Raw genomic sequence first — 21,250 nt, forward strand, 5'->3', positions numbered from 1 at the left:
CGCCGCCCGGCAGGGATCACATGCGGTCGGGCGTCTCGATCCCGAGCACCATCAGCGCCAGTTCAAGCTGCTTGAGCGTGGCCGCGGCCAGGGTGAGGCGCGAGGCCTTCACCGGCGGCTCGGCCACGAGGATCGGGCAGGCGGCGTAGAACTTCGAGAAGACCTGGCTGAGCCGGTAGGCGTGCTCGGCCACGGCGTTGGGGGCCTTCTTGTCGTAGGCCTCCTGCAGGGCGGTCTCGAAGGCGTCGAGGGTCAGCACGAGGTCACGCTCGGCTGGCTCGGAGACCATCACCTTGCCGCCGGCGGTCACGCCTTCGCTCTCGGCCTTGCGCAGCAGGCTCTTCACCCGCACCGCCTGGTACAGCAGGTAGGGGCCGGTCTTGCCTTCGAAGCTGGTGAAGCGGTCGAGGTCGAAGACGTAGGAGGTGCCGCGGAAATTGGACAGGTCGGCGAACTTGAGGGCCGCCACCGCCACCTTGCCGGCGATATCCTCGAACTCCTCGGGCGGGAGGTTCTCGCCGAGGCCGGCCTCCTGCAGGCGCTCCCGGGCCTTGGTCCGGGTCATCTCGATGAGGTCGTTCAGCTTCAGGACGCCGCCCTCGCGGGTTTTGAAGGGCTTGCCGTCGGCGCCGTTCATGGTGCCGAAGCCGATGTGCTCCAGCTGCCCCGGCTGGGCGTAGCCGGCCAAATAGGCGGCCCGGAAGACGATTTCGAAATGGTCGGCCTGGCGCTGGTCCACGCAGTAGATGATCAGCTCGGGATCGAACTCGCGGCGACGGTCCACGATGGTAGCGAGGTCGGTAGTGCCGTACATCGCCGAGCCTTCGGACGAGACCACCAGCAGCGGCGGCAGCTCGCGCTTGTCGTCCTCGCGGGCGACCCGGACGATGCGGGCGCCCTGGTCGTCCACCAGCAGGCCCTTGGCCTCCAGGTCGGCGACCATCTCGGGAATCAGCGGGTCGGCGTCGCTCTCGCCCTTCCACCAGTCGAAGTCGACGCCGAGGGCGTGGAAGTCGCGCTCCAGGGCCACCTGGGTCACGGCCCGGAACTGGCGCCACAGGACGTAGGCGCCGGGCTTCATGGCCTGGAGGTCGGCGGTGAGCTTGCGGGCCCGGTCGCGATAGGCCGGGTCCTCCTTCCCGCGGGCCGCGGCCTGCGGATAGAGCCGGTCGAGGTCGGCCAGGGTGATCCGCTGGAAGGCCTCGGGGATCGGCGCGTCCTTGTCGGTAAGGCTCTCGACCAGGGCGGCGATGTCCGAGTTCTCGTCGCAGACGGCGCCGATCAGCAGGCCCATCTGGTAGCCCCAGTCGCCGAAGTGGGCGTCGCCGATCACCTCGTCGCCGCGGAAGCGGTAGAGGCGCTTGATGCTCTCGCCGATGATCGAGGCGCGCAGGTGGCCCACGTGCATGGGCTTGGCCACGTTGGGGCCGCCGTAGTCCACGATCACCCGGCGCGGGTTAGCGAGGCGCTCGGCGCCTGCGCGTTCGTCGGCGGCGATCTCGTCCGCGCGGGCGGCGAGGGCCGCGTCGGCGACCTTGAGGTTCAGGAAGCCGGGGCCAGCGATGTCCACCGAGGCCAGCCGCGGATCACCCTTCAGGCGCTCGGCGACCGCCGTGGCGATCTCGCGTGGATTGCGGCCCACGCGCTTGGCGGCGACCAGAGCCCCATTCGACTGGAAGTCGGCGAGGTCGGGCCGGTCGGAGGCGGTGACGCGGGCCAGTTCAGCAGGAACGCCTTCAGCGGCGAAGGCGGCCTCGACCGCTTCGCCCAGGGCGGATTTGAGATCGCTCATTGAGGCTGGGTGTTACCGGCGGTGTCGGAAGCGGCGGTCTGGGCGCCGGCGTTCAGGCGGAAGCGCTTGCCCTCACGATTGAAGGCGGCCATCTGCGGCGTCACCTCGAAACCCACCAGGATTTCGAAGTTGGAGCCCGAGGTGGTCATCTCGGCGCGAGGGATGACGATGCGGTTGAGGTTCTGCCGCACATAGGTGCGGTCTTCGCCTTCCTTGAAGGTCACCGGCAGGTCGAAGGTCTGCTTTTCGAGGACCGAGCGGTTGCGGTCGGTGACCGCCACCCAGTAGCGGTAGGTCTTGGAACGGCCCTCGGCCTGAGGCCCGCGGCCCAGTTCGAAGAGGATTTCCATCGCCACTTCGATGGGATCGTCGTCCTTGTACTGGCAGCCCGCGGAAATGCCCTGAATCTCGCCGGTGAAGCCGACATTGGCCGAAGCCTCGCGGCCGTCCTTGAACTCGACGTAGCGGGCGGCGTCGTACAGCGTCTTCACGAAGGGGCAGGGCCCGGCGTTGCGCAGCGCCGGCAGGGGCGCCTGACGGTTGCCCCACTCGGCCTCGCGCTTCCGGCGCTTGGCCGCGTCGTCCTCCTGCTGTTGCTGGTCCTGACGACGCGACTGGGCGTCGGCGGCCTGCGGGACGGCGATGGCGGCCGCGAGAAGGGCGACGGCGAACAGATTGCGGCGCATGGGAGCGTCTCGGAAGTCAGAGGGGCGCGGAGACGTCCGCGCAGTCCGGGCCTAGTTACAGCCTCACGATTGCGGCGGCAACGCGGCTCGGGCGCAGCCCGCTCCGGCGGCCGTGGAACGCAAAGCTCCACCATGCGCTGTGCAAGCGGCGCCGGCCGCGCCGGTCCCCAAGGAGAGCCCCGCATGTCGATCCTCGTCTTCGCGCTTATCGTCCTGATTGTCGCCGCCCTGATCGCCTGGGCGGTGCAGAAGCTGCCGCTGCCCTCGCCGTTCGGCATGATCATCCAGGCGCTGATCCTGATCATCGCCGCGGTCGTGATCGCCCAGCGAGCCGGTCTTTTCTAGCGACGCAAGGTCGGGTGGCGCCGACGCATCCTTGGCCCTAAGTTCCCGGCCATGTCGACGCGCCCCCCGCTTACCGTCCTTCTGGCCAGCCCCCGCGGCTTCTGCGCCGGCGTCGACCGGGCGATCCAAATTGTCGAGCGGGCCATCGAGACCTATGGCGCGCCGGTCTATGTGCGCCACGAGATCGTCCACAATCGCCATGTGGTCGACCGGCTCAAGGCGCTGGGCGCGGTGTTCGTTGAGGAGCTGGACCAGTGCCCCGAGGATCGGCCGGTGGTGTTCTCGGCGCACGGGGTGCCCAAGGCGGTCCCGGCCGCGGCCAAGGCGCGGAACATGCTATACCTCGACGCCACCTGCCCGCTGGTTTCCAAGGTGCATGTGGAGGCCCAGCGGCACTATGACGCCGGTCGCGAGATCGTACTCATCGGTCACGCTGGACACCCTGAGGTGGTGGGCACCATGGGCCAACTGCCGGAAGGGGCGGTGCAGCTGATCGAGACCGTCGAGGACGTGGCCGCCTTCACGCCAAAGGACCCGGCCAATGTGGCTTTCGTCACCCAGACCACCCTGTCGGTGGACGATACCGCCGAGATCGTGGAGGCCCTGCGGGCCCGCTTCCCGGCCATCGCCGCGCCCCACAAGGAAGACATCTGCTACGCCACCACCAACCGCCAGGAGGCGGTGAAGGCCATCGCGACCCGCGCCGAGGTTCTGCTCGTGCTGGGGAGCGCCAATTCCTCGAATTCGGTCCGGCTGGCCGAGGTCGGGCGCCGGGCGGGGGCGGCAGCCTATCTCATCGACGACGCCGGCGGCCTCGACTTCGCCTGGCTCGACGGGGCGAAGGTCGTGGGCGTCACCGCCGGCGCCTCGGCGCCCGAGGTGCTGGTGCAGGGATTGCTGGCCCGGCTGTCCGAGCGCTTCGAGGTGACCCTCGAGGAGGCCGAGGTCGCCCGGGAAACCGTCACCTTCAAGCTCCCCCGCGCCCTGGCGGCCGGCTAGCGCCAAGCCGGTCCTTCATCGGCGGGCGGCGCGAGTCGCGCTTGACCCGCCTCGCGACGTGCCTCATGCGGGCGCCATGGCGGTCTACACCGACATCACCGACGCTGAACTCGCCGAGCTGCTCGCCCAGTACGATCTGGGGGAGGCGCTGTCGTTCAAGGGCGTGGCCGAGGGGGTGGAGAATTCCAACTTCCTGCTCGAGACAGAGAGCGGCCGCTACTTCCTGACCATCTACGAGAAGCGGGTGCGGCCGGAGGAACTGCCATTCTTCCTGGGCCTGATGCGCTGGCTGGCCGAGCATGGCTTTCCCAGCGCCACGCCGATCGCCGCCCGGGACGGCCAGCTGCTCAAGCGGGTGCGGGGCAAGCCCTGCGCCATTGTCTCGTTCCTGACGGGCCTGTCCGTGCGGCGGCCGACGGTGGCGCACTGCCGTGAGGCTGGGCGGGGCCTGGCCGAACTCCACCTCGCCGCCCAGGGCTTTCCGATGAGCCGGGCGAACGACCTGGGCCAGGCTGCCTGGGCCGGCATGTTCGAGGGTCTGAAGGGCGCGGCCGAGGGGCTGAAGCCCGGGCTGGCGACGATGATCGAGGCCGATCTCGCCCACCTCGCCGACCATTGGCCCGAGGACCTGCCCGAGGGCGTGATCCACGCGGACTATTTCCCCGACAACGTCTTCTTCCGCGGTTCGGAGTTCGCCGGCGCCATCGACTTCTACTTCGCCTGCGACGGGGCGCTCGCCTACGACATCGCCATCGCCCTGAACGCCTGGTGCTTCGAGCCGGACGGCAGCTTCAACATCACCGCCGCTCGGGCCTTCGTGGCCGGTTACGAGCAGAAGCGTCCCTTAAGCGCCGCCGAGCGTGACGCCCTGCCGATCCTGGCCCACGGGGCGGCCATGCGCTTCTTCCTGACCCGGCTGCACGACTGGGGGGCGACGCCGGCCGGGGCGCTGGTGAAGCCGAAGGATCCCCTGGAGTACGAGCGCAAGCTGGCGGTGCATCGCGCATCGCCCGACCTGGTGCTGTTCGGCCGCGCGGCATGACCCCTCAGGTGGTGATCTACACGGACGGCGCCTGCTCAGGAAACCCGGGCCCGGGCGGGTGGGGCGCCATCCTTCTGTCGGGGGATCACCGCAAGGAGATCTGGGGCGGCGAACTCGCCACCACCAACAACCGCATGGAGCTGATGGCGGCGATCCAGGCCCTGGAGGCGCTGAAGAAGCCCTGCCGGGTCGAGCTGCACACGGACAGCAAATACGTCCAGCAGGGCATCCACGAATGGATTCATGGCTGGAAGAAGCGCGGCTGGCTGACGGCCGACAAGAAACCCGTGAAGAACGACGACCTCTGGAAACGGTTGGACGCGGCCCGGTCCCGGCATCATGTGGACTGGCGCTGGGTGAAGGGCCACGCCGGTCACGAGCTGAACGAGCGGGCTGATGAACTGGCGCGGCAGGGCCTGGCGGAGACCTTGGCGGGCGCCGACAGAGTCTGAGCGATACAGGAGATGAGCATGCAGCTTTCCCGGCGTGATTTCGGACTTTCCGTGGGCGGGGCGCTGCTGGGCTCCACAATGCTGCGGCCGGTTCCGGCGGCGGCCCAAACCGGTCTCGACCGCGAACTCACCGCCTACCTCGACGCCCAGTACGAGGCCGAGCTGGCCATGGACCCCATGGAGCTCACCGCCCAGGGGCGCAAGGATCAGTATGATCAGCTCACCGACGGCAGCGAGGCGGCCGAGCTGAAGCGTCTGGAATGGCGCCGGCGCAGCGTCGCCGAGATGAAGCGCCGGTTCGATCCCGCCAGGCTGTCGGACGACGCCCGGGTCTCGTTCGACATGTGGGCCCTGGAGCTGGAGCGGGCGGAGGAGGCCTACCGCTGGCGCGGTCACGGCTACACCTTCGCCCGTGGCGGCTATCACACGCGCCTGCCGAACTTCATGATCAACCAGCACCGCGTGGACACGCCGGCCGACATGGAGGCCTACATCCGCCGGGTCTCGCAGATCGGCCCGGCCCTGGATGTCCAGTTGGAGCGCGCCAAGGCCGCGGCCGCGACGGGCGTGCGGATGCCGCGGTTCTCGTACGAGCAGTCCGCCCAGGAGGTAACGCGTCTCACGGCCGGCGCGCCGTTCGACGCCGGCCCGGACTCGGCCCTGTTCGCCGACGGCAAGGCCAAGATCGCCGGCCTGAAGCTGTCGCAGGCCGAGAGCGAGCGCCTGACCCGGGCGCTCGCCGAGGCCATGACGAGCGGGATGAAGCCCGCCTACGAGCGGCTGGCGGCCTGGCTCGCCGCGGACGTCGCCAACACCACCCCGGACGCCCGGGGCGCGGGCGCGCTCCCCGACGGCGCGGCCTTCTACGAGGCCATGCTGCGCCTTCAGACCACCACCAGCATGACGGCCGAACAGATCCACGAGCTGGGTCTGGCCGAGGTGAAGCGCATCCGCGGCGAGATGGAGGCGCTGAAGGCCCGGATCGGCTTTACGGGCGCGCTGGAAGAATTCTTCGTCTTCATGCGGACCGACGACCGGTTCTACGTCTCGGACGACGACGCCGGCCGCGCACGCTACCTGAAGATCGCCGACGACTATCTGGCCGGGATGTATGCCGCCCTGCCGCGCTACTTCGCGCGCATTCCGAAGACGCCGCTGGTGGTCAAGCGGGTGGAGAGCTTCCGCGAGGAGCCGGGCGGCGCGGCCCACTACTACTCGGGCGCTCCGGACGGTTCGCGTCCGGGGATCTTCTATGTCCACCTCGCCGACGTGCGGGCGACGCCGATCTACGAGATCGAGGGCACCTGCTACCACGAGGGCTGGCCGGGCCATCACATGCAGATCATGCTGGCTCAGGAGATGACCGGGACGCCGAAGTTCCGCGGCCAGTACGGCTATGGCGCCTATATCGAGGGCTGGGGCCTCTATGTGGAACAGCTGGCCAAGGAAGCCGGGTTCTACACCGACCCGTATAGCGACTTCGGCCGCCTGGGCCGGGAGATCTGGCGAGCGATCCGGCTGGTGGTGGACACCGGCATTCACGCCAAGGGCTGGAGCGAGGAGCAGGCGCTGGAGTTCTACAGCGCGAACTCGCCCCAGCCGATGGGCAAGATCCGCTCCGAAATCCGCCGCTACTTCGTTAATCCGGGCCAGGCGACCTCGTACAAGGTCGGCATGGTCAGGATTCTTGAGCTGCGTGAGATGGCCAAGCGGGAGCTTGGCCCGCGGTTTGATCTGAAGGCCTTCCACGAGACCGTGCTCGGCGCCGGCTCCCTGCCGCTGAACGTGCTTGAGGCGCGGGTGGGCCGCTGGATCGCCAGCGCCAAGGCCGCCTAGGTCGGCCTCTCGGCCAGATAGGCCGCGGAGAGCTGCCAGTGCGCACGGGCGGATGCTGGCAGGCTTGGCTGCTAAACCGGGAACCGGACCGTGACCTTGAGGCCGGGGGCGGCGTCATCCAGGGTGATGGCGGCGCCGTGGGCCTCGGCGGCCGCAGCCACGAGGCTGAGGCCGAGGCCGAAGCCGGGGGGGGCCGCGCGGCTGTCGTCGGGCGCGTCGCCCCGCCAGAAGCGTTCGAAGACGCGCTCGCGCGCCTCGGGCGGCACGCCGGGGCCATTGTCCGTCACCACGATCTCCACAGCGCCTGGGGCTGTGCGGCCGGCGACCGCCACGCGACCGCCCTCCGGCGCGAACTTGATGGCGTTGTCGAGCAGGTTTGAGACCATCTGGAAGATCAGGTCGCGGTCGCCCATGACCGACAGGTCGGGCGGCGATTCCTCCTCCAGAATCTGGTGGCGGTCCTCGGCCGCGGGCCGGTGCAGCTCGGCGGCGTCCGCCAGAAGGGTGGAGAGGTCTACCGGGGCCCGGCGGGTCTGTTGGCCGCTCTGCAGCCGGGCGATGCGCAACAGGGCCTCGAACATCGACTGCAGCCGGGCGGCCTCGTCCAGGGCGGCGGCGGCCCGGGCCTGGATCTGTTCCGGGGGCTCCTCGCCCGCGCCTGTGGCCAGCTCCTCCAGCTCGGCGCGCAGGCGCGTAAGCGGTGTGCGCAGCTCGTGGGCGATGCTGTCGGAGACGCGGCTGATGGAGGCCACCAGCCGTTCGATGCGGGCCAGCATCTCGTTGAGGGTGGCGGCCAGCTGGTCGAAGTCGTCGCCCGATCCGCGCAGCGCCACGCGCCCCGACAGGTCGCCGGCGATCACCGCCCGGGCGGCGCGGTTGATGGCTTCCAGCCGCTGGGCCACCGCAAAGGTCATGACCAAGCCGCCTATCACCCCGAGCGCCAGGGTCATCCCGGCGCCCCAGGAGAGGGCTTCCATGATCAGGTCCTCGCGCTCGTCGAGGTCCTCAGTGTCGAGCCCCACCAGCAGGCGATAGCCGTCCGGCAGGACGAGGTCGCGGACGACCGCCTCGTGCTCCTCCTCGGCGCCCGTGGCGTAGGTGCCGAATTCATAGCGCACCCACTCGGGCCCCTTTACGCGCGGCCAGTCCAGAAGATTGGCCGACACCACGGCGCCGTCCGGGGCGATGAGCACATGGTAGGGAAGCCGACCGGTGAAGACGCGGCTGCGCTGATCGAGGGCGCGGATGAGGGCGTCGCGCCCCTGCGTGCGATAGATGCCGGCGAGACGGTCGCTGTCGGTCCGGATCTGCTGTTCCACGGCCTGCAGCGGCCGCGCCACCCCGCCCACATAGCTGACGCCCAGCATCAGACCGATCGAGCCATAGAACAGGGCCATGTAGACCAGGGTCAGGCGCAGGGTGAAGCTGCGCAGGGAAACCCGGGCGACGCGGGGGCGGAGCCGCGTCATGTGTGCAGGCTGTAGCCCATGCCGCGGACCGTGTGGATCAGTGGGACCTCGAAGTCCTTGTCGATCTTCTGGCGCAGGCGGCTGACATGCTGGTCGATGATGTTGGTCTGGGGATCGAAGTTGTAGTCCCAGACGGCCTCCAGCAGCATGCTGCGGCTGACCACCCGCCCCGCATTGCGCAGCAGATATTCCAGGAGGCCGAACTCGCGGACCGTCAGATCGATGGGCCGGCCGGCCCGGGTGACCGTCCGGGTGATGAGGTTCATCTCCAGATCGGCCAGGGACAGGGAGGTGGTTTCCTGCACCGGCGCCTTCCGGCGGCTGAGCGCCTCCACCCGGGCCAGCAGCTCGGAGAAGGCGAACGGCTTGGTGAGATAGTCGTCGCCGCCCGCCCTCAGGCCCTTCACGCGATTGTCCACGTCGCCCAGGGCCGACAGGATCAGCACCGGCGTGGAATCCCCCGACGCGCGCATGGTCTGAAGGATCTTCAGCCCGTCGACGTTCGGCAGCATGCGGTCGAGGACGATGACGTCATAGGTTTCGGCCGCCACGCGAAAGAGGGCTTCCCGCCCGTCCGCCACGTGGTCGACCAGCCAGCCTTCGGCCCTCAGGCCCTTGACCACGTGGTCGGCGACGCGGGCGTCGTCCTCCACGACCAGCACATGCATGCGGAACTCCGCGCGGCCCCTAGTCGTCGATCACCGGGGTGATCGCGCCGGTGCGCACATCGACGCGCACCTCGCGGTCCTGGGCCCCGGCGAGCTCAGCCTCGTAGTAGTACCGGCCGCCCTTGCGCTCCAGAGAGATCTCCGAGACCCGGCCCTTGGTGGCGTTCTCCACCAGGGTGATCGTCTGGCTCAGGGTGCGGGGCGCGGACTGGGCGACCTTCAGGTGTTCACTGGTGAACGGGAGGCGCACGCCGGCCGGTTGACGCCGGCTGATGATCTTGCCGGTGGTCGCGTCGACCTGGACCTCCACCGCACGACCGTCCTTCACGAGATCGATCTCATAGACGAGGACGCCCTTCTCACGGTCGAGCTCGGCGTCGAAGGCGCGGCCGCCCACGGCCTGTTCGGCGGTGGCCACGGCCTGGGCGAGGCTCACATGCGGCCGGGCGGCGGAGGAGGCGGGAGGACGCGGAGGAGCGCCCTGCGGTCCGCCCTGAGGCGCTTGGGCGAAGCCGGGCAGCGCGATGGCGGCGGTCGCCGCAGCAAGAAGCAGGGTTCTGGTGGTTTTCACTCGATGACTCCGTATGGGATGCGCCCCGCCCCGCTGATGAGGCTTGGTCATACCGGCGCGGGATGGCGGGCGTGTTCGGTCTGGATTTGGATTTCGTCATGCGCCGGCGGGGTGGTCAGCACGAGCCGACGCATGCGCTCGAGGGCGGCGGACAGGTCGTAGGCCGCGACCCGATCCCCGGGGGTGATGCGCGTGGCCGGGTCGAGCTGGGCGGCGATGGCGCAGGCCAGGGCGCGCGGTTCGGGCTGCGCAAGACGGCCATAGCGACCATGTCCCAGGACCTCGGGCGCGCTGCCCGCGGTGACCGCGGCCACCACGGGGGCGCCACAGGCCAGGGCCTCCAGCAGGCTGTTGGACGACCCTTCCCAGCGCGAGGGCAGGACATAGGCGCTGGCGGCGGCCATCAGCGGAAACGGGTTGGCCACTTCGCCCTCCAGCCGCACGGCGTGGGCGAGGCCGAGACGGCGCGCCAGGGCCTCGAGCCGCCGGCGCATGGCCGGCCTGCCCGCCCCCAGGATCAGCAGCCGCAGGTCGCGGCGGTCATGGCCGCGCAGGACCGCCAAGGCTTCGATCAGGGCTTCGCAGTTCTTCTGCCGGTGCAGCCGCCCCACGGCCACGAGGAACGGCCGGCCGTCCGCGATCCAGGGATGATCGCAGGGCGCGGCGGCGCGGGCGCGCACGGCGTCGGCGTCGACGCCGTTGGAGATCACTTCGATCCGGCCGGCGGCGCGGGCGGCGGCGAACACCGGCCGCTGCGCCGCGGCCGCGGAGACCGAGACCAGGCGGGTGGCGTCGGCGGCGATCAGGCGCAGCCCTGCATCCCGCAGCGCTCGCTGAAGGACCATCTCGCCGGGATGATGCGGGTCGTTGCTGATCCGATAGAGCCGGGGCAGCTCAGGAAGGCCGCGCAGGGCCGCCCAGACCGCGAGGTGAGCGTGATTGCCCATGGAGACCACCGCGCGTGGCTGCGTGTGGGCGAGATGCCGGGCGAGGCGGGGGACCGCCAGGGCCAGGGCGAGGGCTCGGGGCCCTTTCGTGCGGCCCAGGTGGATCAGGACCGGCCCATCGAGCTGTTCGGCCAGGGGGCCGTCAGTCAGGCAGACCACCTCCACGGGCGTGCCGCCGCCCGCCAGGGCGTTGGCCAGGTTGACCGTGTTGCGGGCCACGCCGTCGCGGGTCAGGGCGGCGCAGAAGAGTACGACGGGGCGCACGTTGGACATCCATCCATCGATGGCCCGAACGCATGGCGGCCCATTGTGATCAACATTTGCTTTTCGCCATGTTTCGTCGCCGCCGCCGTTTCAGCGAACGCGGCGCTTCAATCTCGAAACACATTGTTCGGCGTCGAATGGTAGAGGTTCGTTCCTGTCCTTGAGGGGGAGGCAGGCCATGGCGGCGGCGAGCGAGGAACATCCCGAAGTCCAGGTGTTCGACGAGATCAGCATGATCGAGCACGGGGTGCGGAGGGTCATCGGCCGCTGCCTGCCGGTAGGGCTGAGCTACCCCCAGTTCGAGGTGCTGAACCTGATCATGCGGCGGGGCGGACAGCTCACGCCCGTGCAGATCGCCGCCGCCCTGCAGATGACCCCGGGCGCGATCACCAACACCCTCCAGCGCCTGGAAGCCACCGGTATGGTGACGGTGGAGCCGTGCGAGGCGGACCGGCGCAAGAAGCATGTGCGGTTGACCGCTGCAGGGCGGGAGGCCTACGCCCGGTCCATGGCCGCCATCCGACCGCGGATGGCGAAGCTACGCGAGGCCTTCACCCAGAAGGAGTTCCGCGAGGCCCTTCCGTTCCTGCGCGCCCTCCGCATCTGGATGACAGAGCAGGCTTAAGGGCGCGGCGTGAGGGGTAGGGACGTTGCCGTCCCATGGGGAAGGCGCCGGAGGCTGGCGGCGAGGCAGGAGTTCGGGTGTGCGCGACGGGATCGAACAGACGGCAACGGAGCTGGCCCGGCCGAAGCTGACCTATCCGTTTGAGGCGTCGCCGGCGTCTGGCGAGGCGGTGGACGTGGCGCCGGGGGTGAAGTGGCTGCGCATGCCGCTGGCCGGGCCGCTGGGGGCGATCAATGTCTGGGCGATCCGCGAGGGCCAGGGCTGGGCGATCGTGGACACCGGCATCGCCGGCCTTCCCACCCGCGACGCCTGGCGCGCGGCGTTCGAAGGTCCACTGGAGGGGCTGCCGGTGACGCGCGTGTTCGTCACGCACATGCACCCCGACCACATCGGCATGGCGGGCTGGCTGACCCGCAAGTTCGGCTGCCAGCTCTGGATCACGCGGCTTGAGTTCGTGACCTGCCGTTCGCTGGCCCTGGATACCGGGCGCGAGGCGCCGGAGGTGGCTGTGCGCTTCTACCGGGCCTGCGGCTGGGACGAGGAGGCCATCGACCGGTACAAGGCCAGGTTCGGGGGCTTCGGGCGGGGCCTGCATGTGCTGCCCGACAGCTTCCGGCGCCTGTCCGATGGCGAGCGCCTCCGTATCGGGGACCACGACTGGGAGGTGGTGGTGGGATCAGGCCACAGCCCCGAACACGCCTCGCTGTGGTGTCCGGACCTGAAGCTGATGATTTCGGGCGACCAGGTGCTGCCCAAGATCTCGTCCAATGTTTCGGTCTTCCCCACCGAGCCCGAGGCCGATCCGCTCACCGACTGGCTGACCTCCCTTGAGGGCATCCGCGCACGGGTTCCCGACGAGGTGCTGGTGCTGCCGGCGCACAACGAGCCCTTCTACGGGCTCCATGCCCGGCTGGATCATCTGGTGGCCGGTCATGAGCGGAGCCTGGGCCGGCTCGCCCGCGAACTGGCCCAGCCCCGGCGGGTGGTGGACGTTTTCCATGTGCTGTTCCGCCGCCACATCGGGCCGGAACTGCTGGGCCTGGCCACCGGCGAGAGCCTGGCGCACCTGAACTGCCTTCGGAAGCGTGGCCTCGCCGTGCGCGAGACGGACGCGGACGGGATCGACTGGTACCGCGCCACCGCCTAAGCTTGCCCTCTCGCAGAAAACCGGAGCCTGCATGACCTCCCATGTCCTGTCCGAGATCTCGGGCGGCGTCCTGACGCTGACCCTGAACAGGCCGGAAAAGAAGAACGCCCTCACGCGGGCGATGTACCAGGCCCTGGCAGACGGCATCGACGCCGCCGACGCCGACCCGGACATCCGCTGTGTCGTGATCCAGGCCAACGGCGACATGTTCACCGCCGGCAACGACTTGGCCGACTTCGCCGCGGTGAACCGCGGCGACCCGGCGGCGGACGCGGCCCGGGAGAAGGGCAACCCGCTGCTGAACACCCTGGAGCGCGCCAAGACCCCTATCGTGGCGGCGGTGAACGGCCGCGCCGTGGGCGTGGGCGTGACCATGCTGCTGCACTGCGACCTGGTCTATCTGGCCGAGGACGCACTGCTCACCACTCCGTTCGTGAACCTCGCCCTGGTGCCGGAGGCCGCGTCCTCGATGCTGCTGCCGGCCCGGATCGGGCACGCCCGGGCGTTCGCGATGTTCGTCTTGGGCGAGGCGGTGGACGCGCGCAAGGCCGAGTCCTGGGGCCTGGCCAATGCGGTGGTGGCGCCGGGCGAACTCCGCGCCCGCGCCCGGCAGGCGGCCGAGGCCGTGGCGGCCCGGGCGGCGAGTTCAGTGGAGGCGACCAAGGCGCTGATGCGGCGCCCGGCCGAGCCCGTGCGCGACCGCTACAAGGAAGAGGGCCGGCTGTTCGCCGCCCAGCTCAAGAGCGCCGACGCGGCTGAAGCCTTCGCCGCCTTTGCCGAGAAGCGGCCGCCGGACTTCTCCAGGACCCGCGGAAAGACGCCGGCATGAGCCAGCTGATCATCCGCGTCGCCACCGTCGCCGACGCGCCGCTGATCCTGCACTTCATCCGGGAACTGGCCGAGTACGAGCGGCTGGCGCACGAGGTGGAGGCCACCGAGGCCGACATCCGGCGGGACCTGTTCGGGGAAAATCCGCGCGCCTTCGCCGAGATCGCCGAACTGGACGGTCGGCCCGTGGGCTTCTGCCTGTGGTTCTACAACTATTCGACCTTCCGGGGCCGGGCGGGGATTTATGTGGAGGATCTCTTCGTCCTGCCGGAAGCTCGAGGGCTCGGCGCCGGCAAGGCGCTGCTGCGGCGGCTGGCCCAGCGTTGCGTCGAGGCGGACCTGGGACGGCTTGAGTGGTCGGTGCTGAACTGGAACGCCCCGTCCATCGCCTTCTATGACAGCCTGGGTGCGGCGGCGATGACCGAATGGACGGTCCGCCGCCTGGACGGCCAAGCCTTGCACGCCCTGGCGGCTTCGTAGGGTGCGCCAGGACCCGGGAAGCGGGGAGCTTCCCGGGTCGGCCAACCCGGCGAGCATCGGGGGGAGAACGCGCCGGGCCTCATGCCGCCGGCTCCACTGGGGCAGGGGAACACAGGAGCCGGGGCCTTGGCGACAAGCCTGATGTAGGCTTCGTGAGGGCGGCCTCACAGCATCCTTTGGTATGTGGATGCTGTTATTCCAGCCGATCGGCGCGGCGCAGGTCAGGGAATAGCTTGGCCCACAGGCCAGTGACCACGAGCGCGCCCGTACCGCCGAACACCGCCGCGCCCACAGGGCCCAGCAGGCGGGCGACGATGCCGCTCTCGAACTCGCCCAGTTCATTGGACGCCCCAATGAAGACGGAGGAGACCGCCGCCACCCGGCCGCGCATGGCGTCGGGGGTGACGAGCTGCACCAGGGTCTGGCGGACATAGACGCTCAGCATGTCGGCTCCGCCCAGGACCGCCAGGGCGGCCACGGAGAGCCACAGCGACTTGGAGAGGCCGAAGACGAGGGTCGAGAGGCCGAAGACGGCGACGCCGGCGAACATGAACAGGCCGGCCTTGCGGCGGATCGGGTTGGCGGCGAGGTACAGGGCCACCAGCGTCGCGCCGATGGCCGGACCGGCGCGCAGGATGCCGAAGCCCTCCGAACCCACGTGCAGCACGTCCCGGGCGAACACCGGCAGGAGCGCGGTGGCCCCGCCCAGCAGCACGGCGAACAGGTCGAGGCTAATGGCGCCGAAGACGATCTTCTGCCGCCAGACGTAGGCCAGCCCTTCCTTCATCAGCTGCCAGCGCGAACCGGGATTCACTTCGGGCTTGGCGTTCTTGCGGATCGAGAAGACGAAGATCCCAGCCAGAACATAGAGGGCGAAGGTGGTGAAGTAGGCCGTCTGCGGCGAGCGCGTCAGCAACAGGCCGCCCACCGCAGGACCGGCGATGGCCGCGGTCTGCCAGGCGAGGGAATTCCAGGCGATGGCCCGGGGCAGCAGTTTGCGCGGCACCAACATGGGGCCGAGGGCGGTGTTGGCGGGGGCGAAGAAGGCGCGGCTGGCGCCGAACAGGCAGGCGATCCCCAGCAGCAGGCCCGGGCTCGCCCACCCGTTCACGGTGGCGATGGCCAGGGTGAGGACGCTCGTGATCTCGCCGGTGAGGCAGAGCAGCAGGACCTTCTTGCGGTCGTAGCGGTCGGCGGCTTCGCCGGCGGGCAGGGTGAGCAGGAAGACTGGAATGAAGGCGGCGAGGCCAATCATCCCCACGAGAAAGGCGCTCTCCTCTACCGAGCGCGTCTCCCGGGCCAGGATGTACATGTGCCAGCCCATGGCCACCGACTGGATTTGGCTGGCGAAGCTGCCCGTCCAGCGGGAGCCCCAGAACGACAGATAGTCGCGCTCCTTCAGGAGCGCGCGCGCGGAGGGGACTTCGTGGTCGTCGTCTTCAGCGTCGGACATCTGGACGCGGCAACGTGCCCTGCGTCGCGGAGGGGTGCAACGGCGTTGACGGGCCAGAGCGCCCGGCCTATGTGCGCGCTTCCTGATGACGGCCCAGGAGGGCCCCAAGATGCGACGACGTCCGCGCGCCTGAGCGCCCCGACCCCGATGGCAGGCTTCAGTTTCGAGGTCCGGCTGTCGTCCGACGTCCCTTTCGTCCGCATCTTGAAGTCGCCCATGTCCGTCGAATGCCGCGCGTCCCCTGAGACGCTCTCCCTCGTCCATGAAACCGCCGAGGACGCCGCCCTGATCGAGGCGCTGCTGGACCGCGCCTTCGGGCCGGGCCGCTTCGCCAAGTCGTCGGAGCGGGTGCGAGAGTTCGCCAACTTCGCCCCGGAGATGTCCTTCTGCGCCTGGATGGACGGCAAGCTGGCCGGCGTGGTGCGGATGTGGCGCGTGAACGTCGGCGAGACGCCGGTGGTGTTCCTGGGGCCCCTGGCGGTGGAGCCGGGCCTCCAGAGCACTGGCGTCGGGGGCAAGCTGGTGGGGCAAGCCTGCGCCGCGGCCGAAGCGGCGGGCGAGGCGGCGGTGCTGCTGGTCGGTGACCCGCCCTATTTCCAGCGTTTCGGCTTCGTGAACGCCCCCGCCGCGATCATGCCGGGGCCGGTGGACCAGCGCCGGGTGCTGATGCTGCCGTTCCGCGATGTGACGCTGAGCGGGGACGTCCGGCCGCGCTAGGCGGCGGAGCCATCAGCGCCGGATGGTTGAGGCGACTCCCCGCCGCCCCTACCTTGCAGGCGTGACCGCCAAGCCCACCCTCGACGATCTGGCCGAAGCCGCCCAGCCCAGGCGCGGCCTTCCGCCCGTGCATCTCTGGAATCCCGAGCGCTCGGGCGAGATCGACATCGTCATCCGCAAGGACGGGTCGTGGGTGCACGAGGGCGGCGTCATCCAGCGGGAGGCGCTGGTTCGCCTGTTCTCCACCATCCTGCGCAAGGATGCCGACGGGATCCGGCTGGTGACTCCGGTGGAGAAGCTGAAGATCACCGTGGAGGATGCGCCCTTCGTAGCCGTCCGCGTCGACCGGGTGGGCGATCGGCTGCGCTTCACCACCAATGTGGGCGACGAGGTCGAGGCGGGTCCTGACCATCCCATCCGCGTGGCGGAGGGCGAAGGCGGCGAGCCCAGGCCCTATGTGCACGTCCGCGGCGGGCTAGAGGCGCTGATCGCCCGCCCGGTCTTCTATGAGCTGGCGGACTGGGCCGAGGAGCGTGACGGCCAACTGGGCCTGGTCTCCAATGGCGTCTGGTTCCCCCTGGCTCCGGCGGAGGGCGGCGCGTGAGCGAACTCGCCCAGCCCCGCGACCTCAAGGCGTGGATCGCCGAACACCTGGATCCGCTGCACGACGGCGGGGCGGTGACTGGAGCGCGCACTCGGTCGGACTATGACCTGACGCCCGCAGCTCAGGGCTGGGGGCCGCCGGCCGATCAGGTGCTGACCCCGGCTGCCGTGCTGATCGGGCTTGTGGAGCGCGAGGCGGGCTACAACGTCCTGCTCACCCGTCGGTCCGACACCCTGCGACGACACACCGGACAGGTGGCCTTTCCGGGCGGCCGGCAGGACCCCGGCGAAACCGCCTGGGAGACCGCCCTGCGCGAGGCCCACGAGGAGATCGGCCTTGAGCACCGCTTCGTCTCCCTGGCGGGCCTGTCGACCCCCTACCGCACCGGCACCGGCTTTCTCGTGATCCCGGTGGTGGGCTTTGTGCGGCCGGGCTTCACCCTGCAGCCCAACCCCGCCGAGGTGGCCGACATCTTCGAAACCCCGTTCGGCTTCTTCATGGACCCGTCCAACTACCAGGAGCAGGAGCGCACTCTGCCTGACGGCCAGACGCGGCGGTTCTACGCCATGACCCATCAGGAGCGGCTGATCTGGGGGGCGACCGCCGGCATTCTGAGGGCGCTCTATGACCGGCTGTACGGGGCGGCCCTTGCTTAGGCTGCTGCTCCTGCGGGCGGCGCTGATGGCGACGCCCTTCCTGCTGTGGTTCGTCTGGCGCGCCTGGGCCACGCGCAATGGCCGGGAGCCGCGACCGACGCCCTGGCCCTGGCTGTTCGCGATCGCGGGCCTGCTGCTCGGCCTGTCCTTGATGGCCACGGCGTTGTTCCATACGGACACCCGTGGAAAGACCTACGTGCCGGGCGAGGTGGGACCCGACGGCCGCGTCACCCCGGGACGCTACGAGGACCGATGAGCGAGCCGCAAGCCAACCTGGGACAACCCGCCTGGATGACCGCCCCCTCGGCGGTCCGCGTGATGGATGCGCTGGAGGCGGCCGGCGGGCCGGACTGCGCCCGTTTCGTCGGCGGCTGCGTGCGCAACGCCCTGATCGGAGCGAAGGTGGACGACGTGGACATCGCCACGGTCCTGACGCCCGACAAGGTGACGGCGGCTCTGGAGGCGGCGGGCATCCGGGCCGTGCCCACCGGCGTCGAGCATGGCACGGTGACGGCGGTGGCCGACCACACGCCATACGAGATCACCACCCTGCGACGGGACGTCACCACGGACGGGCGCCGAGCCACCGTAGCCTTCACCACCGACTGGGCCGAGGACGCAGGACGCCGGGATTTCACCCTGAATTCGCTCTACGCCCGGCGGGACGGTTCGATCTTCGATCCCACCGGCCACGGCGTCGCCGACGCCAAGGCGGGGAGGATCATCTTCGTGGGCGAGCCGGAGCAGCGCCTGCGGGAGGATCATCTGCGGAGCCTCAGGTTCTTCCGCTTCCATGCCTGGTACGGCAAGGGCGCGCCCGACGCTGCGGCGGTCGCGGCCTGCGCGGCGCTCAAGGACAATGTCCGCAGCCTGGCGGCGGAGCGCATCTCCAAGGAACTGCTGAAGCTGCTGGCGGCCGACGATCCGCGCGACGCCCTGCGGCTGATGGCCGAGACCGGAGTGCTGGAGGTGATCCTCGGCCGGCCGGCCGACCTTCGGCGTCTTGACGGCCTGGTGGAGATCGAGACCAGCCAGCTGTTCGAGGCCGACGCGGTCCTTCGGCTGGCGGCGCTCCTGCCCGCCGACCAGCCGGGCGCCCTGCGCCTGGCGGAGCGGCTCCGGCTCTCCAACGCCGACCGAGACCGGATCGTGGCGGCGCTCGCACCGACGCCCGTGCTGAAGAGCTGGATGAGCCCCCGGGAAATCCGCCGCGCCGTCTATCGCGAGGGCAACCAGGCGTTCCGCGACCGGGCCAAGCTGGCCTGGGCGGCCGCCGAGAGCTCGGCCAGCGCCATGCAGTGGCGGGGGATGATCGCCCTCGCCGACGGCTGGACTGCGCCGCCGTTTCCGCTGACCGGCGAGGACGTCATCAAGGCCGGCGCGCCCAAGGGGCCGCTGGTGGGGCAGGTTCTGCGCGAGGTGGAGGCGTGGTGGATCGACCACGACTTCATCGAAGACAAGCTCAGCGCGATCGAGAAGCTGAAGGCGGTGGTGCAGGGGATGGTCTATTGAGGATCGGCGTCCTCAAGACCGGCCAGCCGCCGGCCTCGGCCATCCCGCGGTTCGGGACCTATCCCGAGATGTTCATGGCGCTGCTGGGCCAGGAGACCTACGCTTGGCGGACCTATGCGGTGGACGAGGGCGAGTGGCCGGCGGCGCCCGAGGACAACGACGCCTACATCGTCACCGGCTCGGCCTGCGGGGTTTATGACGCCACGCCCTGGATCGCGGCGCTGATGGACTTCCTGCGTAGCGCCAAGGGGCGGACGAAGCTCGTCGGGGTCTGTTTTGGCCACCAGGCCATGGCCCAGGCTTTCGGAGGCCAGGTGGTGAAGTCCGACAAGGGCTGGGGCGTCGGGGAGCACGAGTACCGGGTGCTGACCAGCGAGGCCTGGATGGTCCCGCAGGCAGAGACCATCCGCCTGCCGGCGTCCCATCAGGACCAGGTGGTGAGCTTGCCTCCCGGCGCTGAGGTGTTCGCGGCCTCGGACTTCACGCCATTCGGGGCCCTGGTCTGGCGCGACCAGCCCGCGATCTCGCTCCAGCTGCACCCCGAGTTCGAGCCCGACTACGCCAAGGCCCTGATCGAGGCCCGCCGGGGCGGGGTCTATTCCGACCAGATGGCCGACGCCGCCATCGCCACCTACGGCCGTCCGGACGACCGGGCGCTGGTGGGCGGCTGGATTCGCCGGTTCCTGGAAAGCTGACCTAGCTCCAGGCCACCAGCGGCGGCATGGACGACAGGATGGTCTCGACGTTGCCGCCGGCCTTGAGGCCGAACATGGTCCCCCGGTCGTAGAGCAGGTTGAACTCCACGTAGCGGCCCCGGCGGACCAGCTGTTCAGCGCGTTCCGCTTCGGTCCAGGCCTCGGCCATGCGGCGACGGACGATCTTCGGATAGACGTCGAGGAACGCCTCGCCCACGGCGCGGGTGAAGGCGAAGTCCTTCTCGAAGTCGCCGGTGTTCAGCCGGTCGTAGAAGATGCCGCCGATGCCCCGGGGCTCGTTCCGGTGGGGCAGGAAGAAGTACTCGTCGCACCAGGCCTTGAAGCGCGGATGGTACTCGGGGTCGAAGGCGTCGCAGGCGTCCTTCATGGCCGCGTGGAAGAGCTTGGCGTCCTCGGCTTCCGGCGTGCGTTGCACATCCAGCATGGGGGTCAGGTCGGCGCCGCCGCCGAACCAGCTTTCCGCCGTCGACAGGAAGCGGGTGTTCATGTGGACGGTGGGCACGCGGGGGCTGACCGGGTGGATGATCAGGCTGATCGAGGCCGAGACGTAGGACGGGTCCTTGTCGGCGCCAGGCATCTGGGCGGCCATCTCGGGGGAGAAGGTCGCCACCGCGGACGAGGTGTGGACGCCCGCCTTCTCGAACAGCCGGCCGCGGAAGTGGCCGCCGATTCCCCCGCCGACGCCGGTCTCCCGCGACCAGGGGCGGAAGTCGAAGCGACCCGGCTCGGCCGGGTAGAGGTCGGCCGGCGCCTCGCCCTCGAGCCGTTCAAGCTCGGCGCAGATCCGCCTTTGCAGGCTCTCGAACCATTCCTTGGTGCGCAGGCGGCGCTCTTCGATCTCGGCGGAAACGGGCATGCGGCTCAATCCTGGGCCGGAAGGGTGGGAAAGGCGTTGATCTGCCTCAAGCCTTCGCCGAGCGCCAGAGCGGCGGCGGTAACGATGTTCAGCGAGCGGGCTCCGGCCGCCAGAGGAATGATCACCCGGGCGTCGGCCGCCTGATGCACCTCTTCCGGCGCGCCGGCGCTTTCCCGGCCGAACAGCAGCACATCGTCGGGGCGGAAGGCGAAGTCGTGGAGCGGGGCGGCGCCGCGGGTGGTGAACAGCACGATCCGTCCGGCCTTCGCCGAGAGAAAATGGCCCCAGGAGGCATGTCGGACCACCTCGGCGCGGCCGGCGTAATCCATGGCCGCCCGGCGCAGCGACCGGTCGTCCAGGGGGAAGCCGCAGGGCTCGATCACGTCCAGCGGGACGCCCAGGCAGGCCGCCAGCCGGATGGCCGCGCCCAGGTTTTGCGGAATGTCCGGTTGAAAAAGGCCCAAACGCATTCTAAGGCACCCGCCACGGGACTAGGCCGGGGCGCGAGGACAGGGGAATCACGGGCGGACGTTCGCAGGACACGAAGCCCAAGGATACCCAGTCTCATTCCCTGACCTCTGTTTC

24 protein-coding genes are annotated in these 21,250 nt (G+C 69.8%); 15 read left to right on the top strand and 9 right to left on the bottom strand.

Annotation, left to right across the window (positions count from 1 at the left end):
* Positions 1–16: 16 nt before the first annotated feature.
* The gene (gene argS / locus BO64_RS05920) at positions 17–1,792 is read right to left on the bottom strand and encodes an arginine--tRNA ligase (RefSeq protein WP_496402349.1); all 1,776 of its coding nucleotides are present in this window, start codon (positions 1,790–1,792) and stop codon (positions 17–19) included.
* Positions 1,789–2,478: a Tat pathway signal sequence domain protein gene (locus BO64_RS05925; protein ID WP_496402350.1), complete on the bottom strand. Its 690-nt coding sequence runs from the start codon at positions 2,476–2,478 to the stop codon at positions 1,789–1,791. Before BO64_RS05925 ends, argS begins: the two co-directional genes overlap by 4 nt.
* A gap of 183 nt (positions 2,479–2,661) precedes the next feature.
* Between BO64_RS05925 and BO64_RS05930 the strand changes: the two genes are divergently transcribed.
* The 5 genes from BO64_RS05930 to BO64_RS05950 all read left to right on the top strand — a co-directional run bounded on the left by BO64_RS05930 (position 2,662) and on the right by BO64_RS05950 (position 7,152).
* The gene (locus BO64_RS05930; protein ID WP_496402351.1) at positions 2,662–2,823 is read left to right on the top strand and encodes a hypothetical protein; all 162 of its coding nucleotides are present in this window, start codon (positions 2,662–2,664) and stop codon (positions 2,821–2,823) included.
* 51 nt (positions 2,824–2,874) lie between these two features.
* Complete coding sequence (ispH, locus tag BO64_RS05935; protein WP_496402352.1) at positions 2,875–3,822, top strand: 4-hydroxy-3-methylbut-2-enyl diphosphate reductase; 948 nt, start codon at positions 2,875–2,877, stop codon at positions 3,820–3,822.
* 76 nt (positions 3,823–3,898) lie between these two features.
* On the top strand, positions 3,899–4,864 hold the full coding sequence (gene thrB, locus BO64_RS05940) for a homoserine kinase (RefSeq protein ID WP_496402353.1): 966 nt from the start codon (positions 3,899–3,901) through the stop codon (positions 4,862–4,864).
* Positions 4,861–5,316, top strand: a complete 456-nt coding sequence (gene rnhA, locus BO64_RS05945) for a ribonuclease HI (protein ID WP_496402354.1) — start codon at positions 4,861–4,863, stop codon at positions 5,314–5,316. Before thrB ends, rnhA begins: the two co-directional genes overlap by 4 nt.
* Positions 5,317–5,334: 18 nt before the next feature.
* Complete coding sequence (locus BO64_RS05950; RefSeq protein ID WP_496402355.1) at positions 5,335–7,152, top strand: DUF885 domain-containing protein; 1,818 nt, start codon at positions 5,335–5,337, stop codon at positions 7,150–7,152.
* Between the two features lie 71 nt (positions 7,153–7,223).
* Here the strand turns inward: BO64_RS05950 and BO64_RS05955 are convergent, their stop codons facing one another.
* The 4 genes from BO64_RS05955 to BO64_RS05970 are packed head-to-tail and all read right to left on the bottom strand — an operon-like array spanning position 7,224 to position 11,080.
* Positions 7,224–8,621 carry a sensor histidine kinase gene (locus tag BO64_RS05955; protein ID WP_496402356.1) on the bottom strand — a complete coding sequence of 466 codons (1,398 nt, stop codon included), beginning with the start codon at positions 8,619–8,621 and terminating at the stop codon, positions 7,224–7,226.
* Positions 8,618–9,289: a winged helix-turn-helix domain-containing protein gene (locus BO64_RS05960; RefSeq protein WP_496402357.1), complete on the bottom strand. Its 672-nt coding sequence runs from the start codon at positions 9,287–9,289 to the stop codon at positions 8,618–8,620. Before BO64_RS05960 ends, BO64_RS05955 begins: the two co-directional genes overlap by 4 nt.
* Before the next feature lie 19 nt (positions 9,290–9,308).
* The gene (locus tag BO64_RS05965; protein WP_496402358.1) at positions 9,309–9,860 is read right to left on the bottom strand and encodes a PepSY domain-containing protein; all 552 of its coding nucleotides are present in this window, start codon (positions 9,858–9,860) and stop codon (positions 9,309–9,311) included.
* Positions 9,861–9,907: 47 nt separating this feature from the next.
* On the bottom strand, positions 9,908–11,080 hold the full coding sequence (locus tag BO64_RS05970; protein ID WP_496402359.1) for a glycosyltransferase: 1,173 nt from the start codon (positions 11,078–11,080) through the stop codon (positions 9,908–9,910).
* 169 nt (positions 11,081–11,249) lie between these two features.
* On the opposite strand from BO64_RS05970, the gene BO64_RS05975 reads away from it, so the two are divergent.
* The 4 genes from BO64_RS05975 (at position 11,250) to BO64_RS05990 (ending at position 14,151) form a co-directional block, all read left to right on the top strand.
* Entirely contained in the window at positions 11,250–11,696 is a 447-nt protein-coding gene (locus BO64_RS05975; protein WP_496402360.1) for a MarR family winged helix-turn-helix transcriptional regulator, read from the top strand.
* A 79-nt stretch (positions 11,697–11,775) separates the two neighbouring features.
* Entirely contained in the window at positions 11,776–12,843 is a 1,068-nt protein-coding gene (locus BO64_RS05980; protein ID WP_496402361.1) for an MBL fold metallo-hydrolase, read from the top strand.
* Positions 12,844–12,874: 31 nt separating this feature from the next.
* Positions 12,875–13,672: an enoyl-CoA hydratase-related protein gene (locus BO64_RS05985; protein WP_496402362.1), complete on the top strand. Its 798-nt coding sequence runs from the start codon at positions 12,875–12,877 to the stop codon at positions 13,670–13,672.
* A complete protein-coding gene (locus BO64_RS05990; RefSeq protein ID WP_496402363.1) occupies positions 13,669–14,151 on the top strand; it encodes a GNAT family N-acetyltransferase in 483 nt (160 codons plus the stop codon). Before BO64_RS05985 ends, BO64_RS05990 begins: the two co-directional genes overlap by 4 nt.
* A 193-nt stretch (positions 14,152–14,344) precedes the next feature.
* Here the strand turns inward: BO64_RS05990 and BO64_RS05995 are convergent, their stop codons facing one another.
* On the bottom strand, positions 14,345–15,604 hold the full coding sequence (locus tag BO64_RS05995) for an MFS transporter (protein WP_496402364.1): 1,260 nt from the start codon (positions 15,602–15,604) through the stop codon (positions 14,345–14,347).
* 216 nt (positions 15,605–15,820) lie between these two features.
* Between BO64_RS05995 and BO64_RS06000 the strand changes: the two genes are divergently transcribed.
* Genes BO64_RS06000 through BO64_RS06025 form a run of 6 tightly spaced genes read left to right on the top strand, consistent with a single transcriptional unit; the run spans position 15,821 to position 19,788 of the window.
* Complete coding sequence (locus tag BO64_RS06000) at positions 15,821–16,321, top strand: GNAT family N-acetyltransferase (protein ID WP_496402365.1); 501 nt, start codon at positions 15,821–15,823, stop codon at positions 16,319–16,321.
* A gap of 22 nt (positions 16,322–16,343) precedes the next feature.
* Positions 16,344–16,925 carry a DUF1285 domain-containing protein gene (locus tag BO64_RS06005; protein WP_496402366.1) on the top strand — a complete coding sequence of 194 codons (582 nt, stop codon included), beginning with the start codon at positions 16,344–16,346 and terminating at the stop codon, positions 16,923–16,925.
* The gene (locus tag BO64_RS06010; protein ID WP_496402367.1) at positions 16,922–17,581 is read left to right on the top strand and encodes a CoA pyrophosphatase; all 660 of its coding nucleotides are present in this window, start codon (positions 16,922–16,924) and stop codon (positions 17,579–17,581) included. Before BO64_RS06005 ends, BO64_RS06010 begins: the two co-directional genes overlap by 4 nt.
* Positions 17,574–17,837 carry a hypothetical protein gene (locus BO64_RS06015; protein WP_496402368.1) on the top strand — a complete coding sequence of 88 codons (264 nt, stop codon included), beginning with the start codon at positions 17,574–17,576 and terminating at the stop codon, positions 17,835–17,837. The genes BO64_RS06010 and BO64_RS06015 overlap by 8 nt, the downstream gene beginning before the upstream one ends.
* Positions 17,834–19,093 (top strand): CCA tRNA nucleotidyltransferase, encoded by a 1,260-nt coding sequence (locus tag BO64_RS06020; protein ID WP_496402369.1) that lies wholly within the window; start codon positions 17,834–17,836, stop codon positions 19,091–19,093. The genes BO64_RS06015 and BO64_RS06020 overlap by 4 nt, the downstream gene beginning before the upstream one ends.
* Positions 19,090–19,788 carry a glutamine amidotransferase-related protein gene (locus BO64_RS06025; RefSeq protein WP_496402370.1) on the top strand — a complete coding sequence of 233 codons (699 nt, stop codon included), beginning with the start codon at positions 19,090–19,092 and terminating at the stop codon, positions 19,786–19,788. Before BO64_RS06020 ends, BO64_RS06025 begins: the two co-directional genes overlap by 4 nt.
* Before the next feature lies 1 nt (position 19,789).
* Here the strand turns inward: BO64_RS06025 and hemF are convergent, their stop codons facing one another.
* Complete coding sequence (gene hemF / locus BO64_RS06030) at positions 19,790–20,665, bottom strand: oxygen-dependent coproporphyrinogen oxidase (protein ID WP_496402371.1); 876 nt, start codon at positions 20,663–20,665, stop codon at positions 19,790–19,792.
* A gap of 5 nt (positions 20,666–20,670) precedes the next feature.
* Positions 20,671–21,135: a tRNA (cytidine(34)-2'-O)-methyltransferase gene (locus tag BO64_RS06035; protein ID WP_496402372.1), complete on the bottom strand. Its 465-nt coding sequence runs from the start codon at positions 21,133–21,135 to the stop codon at positions 20,671–20,673.
* Positions 21,136–21,250: the final 115 nt, after the last annotated feature.

The organism is Phenylobacterium composti DSM 19425 (genome assembly GCF_059568645.1).